The 10,230-nt window shown below is 54.3% G+C and carries 13 protein-coding genes; 8 read left to right on the top strand and 5 right to left on the bottom strand.

The genetic code is table 11. The annotated features are described in order from the left end of the window. Nucleotides 1–193 precede the first annotated feature (193 nt). From Q1A89_RS13705 to Q1A89_RS13715, 3 genes are read left to right on the top strand one after another with little or no spacing between them, the layout of a single operon-like run. The gene (locus Q1A89_RS13705; protein WP_299729058.1) at nt 194–979 is read left to right on the top strand and encodes a hypothetical protein; all 786 of its coding nucleotides are present in this window, start codon (nt 194–196) and stop codon (nt 977–979) included. Nucleotides 980–1,020: 41 nt separating this feature from the next. Next, complete coding sequence (gene mobC, locus Q1A89_RS13710) at nt 1,021–1,449, top strand: plasmid mobilization relaxosome protein MobC (RefSeq protein WP_299729061.1); 429 nt, start codon at nt 1,021–1,023, stop codon at nt 1,447–1,449. Further along, nucleotides 1,443–2,966 (top strand): relaxase/mobilization nuclease domain-containing protein, encoded by a 1,524-nt coding sequence (locus Q1A89_RS13715; RefSeq protein ID WP_299729063.1) that lies wholly within the window; start codon nt 1,443–1,445, stop codon nt 2,964–2,966. The genes mobC and Q1A89_RS13715 overlap by 7 nt, the downstream gene beginning before the upstream one ends. Nucleotides 2,967–2,999: 33 nt before the next feature. On the opposite strand, the gene Q1A89_RS13720 is transcribed toward Q1A89_RS13715, so the two are convergent. Beyond that, nucleotides 3,000–3,179: a hypothetical protein gene (locus Q1A89_RS13720; protein WP_299729066.1), complete on the bottom strand. Its 180-nt coding sequence runs from the start codon at nt 3,177–3,179 to the stop codon at nt 3,000–3,002. Between the two features lie 153 nt (nt 3,180–3,332). Here Q1A89_RS13720 and Q1A89_RS13725 point away from each other — a divergent pair, with 153 nt between their 5' ends. Further along, nucleotides 3,333–4,010, top strand: a complete 678-nt coding sequence (locus Q1A89_RS13725; RefSeq protein WP_299729068.1) for a hypothetical protein — start codon at nt 3,333–3,335, stop codon at nt 4,008–4,010. Further along, nucleotides 4,003–4,920, top strand: coding sequence for a hypothetical protein (locus tag Q1A89_RS13730; protein ID WP_299729071.1), 918 nt, complete (start codon nt 4,003–4,005; stop codon nt 4,918–4,920). Before Q1A89_RS13725 ends, Q1A89_RS13730 begins: the two co-directional genes overlap by 8 nt. Before the next feature lie 108 nt (nt 4,921–5,028). On the opposite strand, the gene Q1A89_RS13735 is transcribed toward Q1A89_RS13730, so the two are convergent. The 4 genes from Q1A89_RS13735 to Q1A89_RS13750 form a co-directional block, all read right to left on the bottom strand. After that, nucleotides 5,029–5,319 (bottom strand): HigA family addiction module antitoxin, encoded by a 291-nt coding sequence (locus Q1A89_RS13735; protein ID WP_299729074.1) that lies wholly within the window; start codon nt 5,317–5,319, stop codon nt 5,029–5,031. A 12-nt stretch (nt 5,320–5,331) separates the two neighbouring features. Next, nucleotides 5,332–5,613: a type II toxin-antitoxin system RelE/ParE family toxin gene (locus Q1A89_RS13740; RefSeq protein WP_299729077.1), complete on the bottom strand. Its 282-nt coding sequence runs from the start codon at nt 5,611–5,613 to the stop codon at nt 5,332–5,334. 113 nt (nt 5,614–5,726) lie between these two features. Further along, nucleotides 5,727–6,761, bottom strand: coding sequence for a CBASS cGAMP-activated phospholipase (locus tag Q1A89_RS13745; RefSeq protein ID WP_299729080.1), 1,035 nt, complete (start codon nt 6,759–6,761; stop codon nt 5,727–5,729). A 462-nt stretch (nt 6,762–7,223) separates the two neighbouring features. Continuing rightward, the gene (locus Q1A89_RS13750) at nt 7,224–8,474 is read right to left on the bottom strand and encodes a hypothetical protein (RefSeq protein ID WP_299729083.1); all 1,251 of its coding nucleotides are present in this window, start codon (nt 8,472–8,474) and stop codon (nt 7,224–7,226) included. A 140-nt stretch (nt 8,475–8,614) separates the two neighbouring features. Between Q1A89_RS13750 and Q1A89_RS13755 the strand changes: the two genes are divergently transcribed. The 3 genes from Q1A89_RS13755 (at nt 8,615) to Q1A89_RS13760 (ending at nt 10,195) form a co-directional block, all read left to right on the top strand. Further along, nucleotides 8,615–8,932, top strand: a complete 318-nt coding sequence (locus Q1A89_RS13755; protein WP_299729086.1) for a helix-turn-helix transcriptional regulator — start codon at nt 8,615–8,617, stop codon at nt 8,930–8,932. Between the two features lie 215 nt (nt 8,933–9,147). Continuing rightward, a complete protein-coding gene (locus Q1A89_RS23500; RefSeq protein WP_366524492.1) occupies nt 9,148–9,501 on the top strand; it encodes an ImmA/IrrE family metallo-endopeptidase in 354 nt (117 codons plus the stop codon). A gap of 13 nt (nt 9,502–9,514) precedes the next feature. Further along, nucleotides 9,515–10,195: a hypothetical protein gene (locus Q1A89_RS13760; RefSeq protein WP_299729089.1), complete on the top strand. Its 681-nt coding sequence runs from the start codon at nt 9,515–9,517 to the stop codon at nt 10,193–10,195. Nucleotides 10,196–10,230: the final 35 nt, after the last annotated feature.

The raw sequence follows: 10,230 nt of genomic DNA on the forward strand, positions 1-10,230 counted from the left end.
GGCTTTGTGCAGAAGCGTGCAGAAAGTCCCGCGAGCTTTCGGGCCGAATTCTGCTGAAACGGCGGAAATCTCGTACAAAACCTGTACAAAATTCGCACGTCTTTGCGCACTTTGGGGCGATCCAATGAGCTGGCGGGTTGCGAACACATGCGCGGAACGGAAGTTCGGCAGCGCAACACGCAAGCAGATCATCATGTTTCTGGCAGATAAGGCGAGCGACGATGGCTCAGGCATCTGGTGTTCGAAGGGAACGATCCAGCGGCACACCGAGCTTGGAGAGACCACCGTCAAACGAACCGTGCGCGAATTCCTCAAAGAAGGCATTCTGGTCGAGACCGGCGCACGCACCTGCAAAAACGGTTTTACCGTCGTTTACCGGATCGACCTGGCCAAGGTCGAGGCGCTGGAACCTACGTTGGAGCCAGAGATTCAGACGGGGTCCACAGTGGCCCCCGTCCAGTCTGGCCCCGGTACGGGGGCCACTGTGGCCGGGGTACCGGGGCCACCACGGCCCCCAAACCATCCTGAAACCATCCATAAACCACCTACGCGCAAGCGCGAGACGGTGAGGGATGAAGAGGCCGAGAAGATTCTGGCGCCTTATCCACCCGACCGATTACGCGGCAAAGCGGCCTGTCTTGCCCAGATCGAAGAGGCCATCAAGGAAGGGATTGCACGGGAAGACTTGCTGCAAGCGGTCCAAGCCTACGCCACCGACAGTGCAGGGTTCACCCGATCCAAGGTCTGCTTTTCCGACAACTGGTTTCAGTCGCGGCGCTGGCAGGCCTATGTCGAGAGGCAAGCGAAAGACCGAGAGAAGGCGAAGGTGATACAAGCCGATCACCATGCGCGGTTGGCTTGCTGGATCAGGGACCGCAGCCCGATGTGCAAGCACATCACGGCAAAGCAGATCGACGGATTGCAGGCGTCGAAGCTTGTTACGCTGGCCCAAATCCAAGCCGCTGGCCTCAGATCATGACCGCTTCCGATCCGACCGAAGAGCAAACAGCAAGGCGACCCATGTCATACGCTGGCGCTGCTGACACGGGACCTTGCGAGGGGCGGCAAGCCTCCCCTTCGAACCCCACCGGCGCAGGCAAAGCCCGCTCCAAAGAGCCGCTGACCGAGACATTCGTCTTCCGGTGCACCGCCGCAGAGAAGGCCCAGTTGCGCGCCAAGGCCGAGGCTGCTGGACTGCCCGCTGCGACCCTGCTGCGCGAGGCGCTTGGCCTGACCGAGGCTCGCCGTCGCAAGCCGATCCCCCGCGTTGATCCGGCGCTGGTGCTGGCCGTCGGGCGTATCGGCGGGAACCTCAACCAGATCGCCCGCTGGCTGAACCGCGCGATGCTGGCGGGTCGCGTTGACCTCGACGCGCTGACCGTTGCTCGCCGCCTGCTGACCATCGAGCGTCAGCTGGCCCAGATCGTCGAGGCTGCGCGCCGATGCTGATCAAGTTCTTCCGCAACGGCAAAGGCGCGGGCGCTGGTCCGGTTGGCTACCTCGTCGCGGACAAGGTGCTGGCTTACGACGGCAACCGTGACCTGATCCGCGATGCAGACGGCCAGCCGATCACGGTCACCCGCGAGCCTTTGCCCGAGGTCCTGCGCGGCAACCCCGAGCGCACCGAAGCGCTGATCGACGCCAGTCGCCACCAATGGACCTACCGAGCGGGGGTGATCAGCTTTGCCGCCACCGACGCCCCGACCGAGGAACAGCAGGCCGAGGTCATGGATCAGTTCGAGCGTCTGGCCTTCGCGGGGCTGGACCCGACGCAATATGAGGTCCTCTGGGTCCGACATACCCACGAAGACCGTGTCGAGCTTCACTTCTGCACGCCGCGCTTGGAGCTGACCTCTGGCCGGAGCCTGAACATCGCGCCGCCGGGCTATGAGAAAGCCTTCGACAGTTTGCGCGATGTGATGAACCAGCGCCACGGCTGGGCCGATCCGATGGAGTTGGAGCGCACCCAAGCAGTCCGTGACGCCATCGAGACCCCAACCCGAGCGCACGGGCGCGACGAGCTGCACGCGTGGCTGCAAGACCAGATCAGCGTCGGCCTCATCACCGACCGCGCCACGATGATCGATGCTCTCACAGACGCGGGCTACGACCTACCGCGCGTCGGCAAAGCATACCTAACCGCCCGCGATCCGGACACGGACGAACGCTGGCGTCTAAAAGGAGAGATTTTCCATGAAAACTGGCAAGCCGACACGGCTGAGCGAGAAGTTGAACGCGGAGCTGGACACGATACGCCAGGACTACGCCGCCTCGATGGCATCCCAGCTGGAGAACTTCAGGACCGATTTGAACAGCATTGCGATCAACGCGCAGCGTACAATCGAGATCGATACCCGCACCTTTCTGCGACAGAACAAGAGCTGGCTGACCATCTCGCCCTGGCTGATCACGGGGATGTTCTTGGCGGGGATCGCCTCGATGATGGCCGCGAGCTTGCTTTGGACGCTGATGCTGGCCAGCTCAGAGATGACGGACTTGGGCTTGACGCGGATCGACAGGGAGGATGGGACCTGGCTGGTGCTGGATCCGACCAAGACGCGGCTGAGGACCTGCACACTGGGCGGCAGATCAGTGACCTGCATCAAGATCGAGGAGGATTAGATGACGACACCCCTGACAGCCTTGGAACGCGACTTGCTCGCCTGCGTCGAGCGGTTGGTAACGGCCTGCGAGGTCTCAGCAAAGGAATTGAGCGGGTTAGAGGCACGCTCGACGACCAGGATGCAGAACCAGATGGATGGATTGGCCGCCTGCGTGTCAGTGCTCATTCAATCGCAAACGGCGTCCGTGGCTGCGTTGCACGGCTTGTTGAGCGAGGGCTCGAACTACGCGAGGCTGCGCACGCAACTCGAGACCAGCTTGAAATTAGTGAAGGCCGCCGAAGAGAGGTTGAGACAGAGCTAGAGGAGCGTGAGGTCAAGATGGATCGGGGGCTGACGCACTAGGGGGCATTTCACCTGGCGCATAGACGCAAGATTTCACCCCTTGCTCTTGTCCGCTCCATCAGCCTCTTCTTTGTCGAACTTTGTCGTGCAGTCATCTGGCTGGTCGGCACGATCTTTGTTTTTGCCCTGCAAGTAAATGATCAGGCCGAGAACAAAGCTACCTATGGCAGCCGCCGAATTTGCAATTTCAGGGATCAGTTGCATCCATTCCATGTCATATCTCCTTCTGTTGCTAAGGATTTAGGGATGCAGCCGACTGCTCTCTACGACCAAAATTTGAGACAATAAATCGTCTGAAGCAGCGGTAGCGACCAACTGATACGACAGTGTGATCCCACAGATTGTGGGGTGGACGGGGCTGCGTTTATGCGCAAATTGATGTTGTATTATCTGGGGAACAGAGTGCGCGAGACAAAGATTCCAGAAGGACAATTCGTAGTGTCGGAGTTGGAGCCCAGTGATTGGGTGGCTTCTCCAAAAGCTGTGGAAGATGCTTCCCTCGTTGGAACCCACGATCTTTTCCATAGTTCCCAGCGCATTTACAGAACTACCTTTGATGATGCGTTGTCGAGATTTGAGCTGACGGAGCGCGGGCTTATTGCGCTCGACGCGGGTATCAATAGGGGTCACTTTAGCAGCCGAGGAGCGGCACAGGAAAAGCTAGCCCAGCCATTGGCGCAAGACACCATGATGATCCTTTTGAAGGAGTCGTCATTCTTGTCGGACGAAGGCTTAGAACTTGCGGGCCATGGACGCGGTTTTGAAGAACAGTGCATGAGCATGAACAAGAATTCTCTTTGCAATCGTATCTGCGATGACCTTGGTATGACATCGGCCTCAGAGGTAAAGCGCGTCGCCACACAGCTGACGCGCTATTTGTCTGCGATGGAGGTCTTTGACTTGGTTGAAGTGACAACCGTCAGAGCAAATCTGTGCAAAATCGTGGTGAAAGAAAACCTAGACCATGTCATACGAACTTCGTTGAACGCTGTTGCGGACCTCTACGATAAGCAGATCGGCGAGGATGAGGTCAGTGATGACTAAACTCAAACACATCCTTAAGCAGCGTCGAAAACTGGCGCACAATGTTTTTAGTGGCCGTGATGGTGATACGCTCGGTGAAAGAGTTCTTTCGGGTGCGATTATGCGTGGGACGACTGAACCAACAGCTATCGATCGTGGTGAATGGAATTCTCTGAGAAGAGCTAGGATGACGAGTATTGAGACATCGGCGCGTGAGATGGCGCAGGATGTTGTTGATGCGGCACGTCAGACGGAAAACAAGCGATTGGTGCGGTTCTACGGTGGAGAAAGCTTGGCGTCTGCGGAACCTCATTGGTGGACTAAACCTCTCAATTCACGGAATCGATCTCTTTGCTTGCCGTTGGATGTGGTTTGCAATGCGGCCTCTGGCCAACAACGAATTGACAGCCTTAGATTGTTTAGGGGTTTTCTTCCTGAACAGATCGCCAGCGGCTGCCAGTATGGCTTAGAACTTTCAGGTAACAGCTCTTACAATGCTTGGGTTGGCGCAGATCATGTCGAAAGATATGCTACTCTGGTTGACCGTCCAAGTTTGGTTTTCATTGGGAATAGAGTGATTTCAGGGCCAGTGAAAATGGGAGTGCCGGGAATGTTGTCATGGGCGACGCTTGCGACCAATTCGGTTGAGAAAGCCTTGTGTGACATGCCCGAATTAGAAGAATGGGCACACCTTCAGGACTTCATGGGATGGTTACATCAAATAGTTCGGGTGACGCCAGAATTTGCTAACATTGTCTTTATTGAAGGTGGCATCCGTCATCGTCATCAGGATGAGCACGTCGATTTGGGAACTGCCAATATTTGGCAGTGCATGCAGTGGTTTGATAGGCAACATACCACGGAGTCTGGGATGAGCGATCCTTTGACGGTGCCACCAGTGCGGCACTCAAAGCGGGAATCTCAGAGCTAGAGATGCATTTCCCAAGACAGTGGCCAGCAGCTTCGGAGGCTTGGCAATATCCGTCTGCGGGGCTTGAACCATTTTCCAGACTGGCCACTCTTGCAGCAATGTCTTTGGCTATGCGGCAATGAGTGGTTCAATGTCGGACACATCAATTTCCTTCGTGGCCAGCGCCATGTCGTAATTCGTCTGCAGGTTCACCCAGTAGGCCGGGGTCGTATTGAACACGCGGGCGAGGCGCAGAGCCGTGTCAGGAGTGATCCCAGTTGTGCCCTTGATCAACCGCTCGATCCGCGTCCGAGGCACACCCAGACGCCGCGCAAACGCGATGGCCCCCATGTCGAGCGGATCGAGGTAAAGCTCTTTCAGGACTTCACCAGGGTGCATTGGTTCTTCAAGCAGGCTCATCAGCATATCCTCTCAATGGTAATCGACAATCTCGACATCGGCAGGGCCGTTTGGCGTCCAGACAAAGCAGATGCGCCATTGCCCATTGATCCGCACGGAGTGTTGTCCAGCCCGATCACCTTTCAGTTCTTCCAAGTGGTTGCCGGGCGGAAACCGTAAATCTTCCACAACAACCGCAGCATTCAGCGCCGTGAGCATCGCCCGCGTGCGCCTCACCAAGTCACCGGGGAAGCCTTTGCCGTACTTGCCTTTAACGGCATTGCTGGCGAGTTTGCCCTTGGTGCTTTGGATCATATTTGATATGTATCAATATTTGATACATGTGTCAAGACATGATACTTTTTACGGTTGATGTATGCAGAACAGCAGGGGTCGCTGGAAACAAACGATGACATGAAATCTCTTGATCAATTCTGTAGCTCAGCATGACTTGGCCTCAGAAACAACTCGGCTATTCGATGTCCGCTTGCTTCAGCCAATGATCTGGCAATCGGTGGCATTTCAACTACTGCTCGACCAACATCATCCATCGCGATGCGTTGCCCTACTTCGGGAGCATCCAGCCTAACCATGTTATCACGACCAACCATCAATCCAGCTTGGCCAATCGCATTATGGGACTGGGCGCGCATCACGGAAGATGCGAAATGGCTACGCCAATGCCAAAGCCCGCCAACCCGCTGCCACCAAGTCATCTTGTGCATATCTTGGCCACAACCAAGACTCAGGATACGAACTTGTCGCCGATCAATATCGAAACAGGTCAATGCGTCCACCAACCCGACCATCGTCGGATTATTCGCCCAGATGCCACCATCCACAAAGGTATATCCTCCCTCTTTTAGAGAAGCGAAATTGCTAGGCGCTGCTGCGGTAGCCAGACCGACCGTAACCAGCGGCTTGTGCTGGTCCTTTTGATAATCGGGGTGATGTGGAGTTTTGAAAACATATGGCTCACCGTAACGACCCTCAAATGATGGTATGCACAGCGGGGTCTGGCTTGAGCCGAACAACGCATCTCCAAACTCACGACGAAGTTCATTTTCCAGATTGTCCCGATTGTAGGTATGCATCAGATATTGAAGGTGCTTCTTGATCCATTTCTGAAGCCGGTTGCCAGGAAAGATGAGCTCTCCTCGCTCCAAATAAATCTTAGAAACTTCACGAGCAGATTTTCCTTGTGCAAGACCCATGGCGATAATTCCACCGGTGCTTGTACCTGTTATCATATCAAAGTGATTTCCGATTGCTTCGCCATCCAAAAACCGACTTTCAAGCTCGGCCAGCACCAAGCAAGGCAACAGTCCCAGTATCCCTCCACCATCAATGCTGAGCAGCCGAAATGGTTTGCCTTCGGGCCATGGTTGAACCGGCCTTAAGGTTTGTCGTGTTCCATCTGAACGGCGTGGAACCGTGTGGTCATACATTTCATCACGCGGCATACTCTGCCTCCTTTGTTTCATCTGGGCCATCATGACGCCCGCCACCAACCCACCTACCGGTTGCCTCCCAATACTCATATGACGCCAACCAACGAGCGGCCCAGCCGATGGTCGTTCTGCTGATCAACATTGATCCAGACCATTGTTTGGCCTTTGGGTCGAACAGGCAAAGTGGCGACAACCGAATGTCTGGGCCTTCAAAATACATATGAGGTAGAGGTGCTTCATCAGGAGCCTCAAAATTTGGCACCAACGAAGGCCGCAGCACGCGAACAACCGGCATTAATCTGCATAGGTCTCGCCGTCCGCGAAGGGGCAAACCGTATTCAACGCTGACATGAAAGGGGCGATCCAGGCCAGTTAGGTTACCGAACCACACTACTGAAGCAGGTCCAAGACCGAGCGTAGGCTGGAACTGAGGCCAATCGCGTCGCATGGTTCTAACTTGTTCTTGTAGCGTCTTCATGGCTTGGACCAACGTGTGCCATAAAAGGTAGAAGGCGGGATTGATGGCTTCGCATTCGCTGCCGCAGGTGCTGCAAGTACGGCACCCGTCGGGCCAAACTTGTGAAGACCGCTTTGGATCATGCCACCCAAGTCGTCGCCAAGATCATCAACGACTGACTGGCCGACATTCTCGCCGAACATTTCTTTCAACACTTGGGCCTTCTTAGACAAAGCAAATTCACTACTCAGGAGCAGTTCGAGTTGCTGGAGAAAGAGCCGCAAGTCCGTGATCAATAGGTCCTGTGCAGATTGGTTTTCCGGCCAGCGATCTGTGAAAATGTCACCAGGGCAACATGGGTTTTCGACATGAATTAGAGCCCCCTGCCGCTTCGCCGCTTGAAGGCGATCCAGCATATAGGTTGCAATAACCCGCAGGTTTTCCCCAATTGTTCGCCCAGGGGCAGCGACCTCCAAACTCAGGCAGCTATACATTACTGAAGCAGGCATACGCCGGTCACGTGTAGACCAACGGATATTTCTATTTCGCTTAAGCAACTGGAGGGCGACAGTTACTGCTGATTTGCCCCCGACTTCCGTAGAATGGGCGGGGACCGGCACCGTATCTGCGTCTGCCAAGACGCGGTCCCAACCACGATCCGAGGCTGTGACCAATTTTGAGTACTCTCGCTGAAAGTCTTCGTCGACTGGGCAGCGGGTGTTGTAGTCGTTCACAAACGCGAAGCTGTTGGTGAGTACCGTTTTGTCGTTGCTACGCGGTTCCTCCAACTTCGAATGGAAGATATGGCTTTGCCGGGGGTCATACTCATCGAGCAAAACCGATGGTGAAAGATCGATATGCATATCGTCAGCGTATGTGATCGTAACGCAGCGGGACTGACGAGTGGTCATATCATAATAGCGCGACCCCTTTTCACCGCGAACCGCCACGTAGAGCATGTCCAATATCTCACAGGGCGTCATACCACTGACCATCAACTCTACGATGATATCGATATCGAAACCCTCGAAGCGGAACTTGGCACGAATGGTTGCGCCGATAGCGACTGATCCTTGTTGATAGAACAGACGAATGAGCCCCTTTAATGGGCTATCGTCCCGTTCCAGGTGCTTTTCGATGGCTGATTTGCGCTCTGCTAACAGTGCATGATGGCTTGGCGGTAATTCGATTTTGACAGCGGCTGCTGCCAGCAGTCGCTCTCCAGTATTGCCCCAAGGTGTAGTCGCTTTTCCAAACGGGTTGCTCATAATGTGCCTCATCGCGTCGCTACGGCACAATTGACCTGCGCCCTGTTGTCTGATTCAAGTGGTTCATCAACTGGTATAGCTAAGCGTCACAGTTAAAGAAACACTAATATCAGCCTGTGACCCACAATCTGGGAGAACGCATGAATATCAAAGATTTAGCGCCACTAGTCTTGAGGCGAAGAGGGAACATGGGCGTCAGAGCGGCTGCAAAAGAGATCGGAATCAGCCCAACAACACTTACACGAATCGAAAAAGGTCACGTACCTGATGTGGGGACGTTAGATAAGTTGAGCGAGTGGCTCGGGGAAGAATCCGCAAAGTTTACGGGCATCGGCGATCTACAAATAGCTTTCAAAAATAGGAAGGCCGTACCTCAGGCCACAGCACAAGCATTGGCGGAACTGATTACCCAGGCAGCACGACAGTTCGAAGAAGATGTCGAAGCCAGAGGTCACTAGTGAAATTTAGACATGGTTTCAAATCACAGTGCGAACGGCGTTCGGTTGAGTTCCGAAAGCGGTTTGGTTTGGCTGACCATGAAGCATTATCTGCGGATCGGCTTGCCCAAGAACTAAGGGTGACGATTTGGACCACGACTGACGTATTCGGTTTGAGGCCTGAAATACTAAGCGTACTAAATGACAGCACTGATCAGTCTTGGTCGGCACTCACCATGCGCCTTGGCCCAAATCACCTTGTATTGCATAAACCTGTGGCTTCCGCTGGACGTCGGAACAATGTCATAATGCATGAACTAGCTCACATCATTTTGGGTCATGAATTGGCTGAAGCATGCCTGCTAGAAGATGGGTCTCTCGTTCCTGGGAATTTTGACCAGCTCCAAGAAAACGAAGCCGATTGGTTGGCTGGAGCATTGCTACTTCCAAGACCGGCGCTCATGTCTATTCGTAGGAGGAAGCTCAGTGATAGCGCTGCTGCTGACGAGCATCTTGTAAGCCATGAGATGCTGAAATGGCGGTTTCGAATGACAGGGGTAGATTACCAACTATCCCGGCGCAGAGCATAAAGGCATTGAATAAATGGCTAATCCCAAAAGAAGCGGATTTCATCTTGTTTCGTTCACAACACCAGAATTCACGCTTCCACTGTTCGATCAAGAAGACTTTGAGCCGGGTCCGAAAGCTTCGGTACTAATAGGTCCTAACGGCTCTAACAAGAGTCGGGTCCTTGCTGCTCTTGTAGAAGAACTCGTAAATATCGAAGGCCTTAGGCGAGAACTTACAGATGCGCCAAAGCCGGATGATGAGAAGACCAGACCGTTCAAAGTTCAGGAACACTCACTTTTCCATGATCGCTCGTTGCTTGAGAAGGCTCGAAAAAAGGCTTCTCGTGAATCAGGTGAGCCCCAAGCACGAGTAGAGTATTGGCTGGACAACAGCTACTGGAGCGTCGAGCGCCAAGATCGAGACCTAGCAGTCTTGAAGAACGGTAAGAAGATCAGCATCCATTCTCTTCAATTTCCTGATCGCGCGATAGCAGTTGCTCACCTACCCACCGATCGTTTCAAGTTTACTCGAGGCGAAGATGAAGACTTTTATGTCTACCTCGGACTCCGACAGGCGACCAACATGACGACTACTGGTGCCCTAGAAAACAAAGTTCTAATCGGCTTCGTGGACGCTATTGGACGAACTCGGGCATTGAGCATTTTCAGGAACTGGACCTGTCGCGCTTTCGTGCCGCCCCAAGTGCTCGTTTAAGCCACTTTTCTTTCGAATGCGACGGGGCTTTTCCA

Source organism: uncultured Tateyamaria sp. (assembly GCF_947503045.1).
Taxonomy (GTDB): Bacteria; Pseudomonadota; Alphaproteobacteria; order Rhodobacterales; family Rhodobacteraceae; genus Tateyamaria.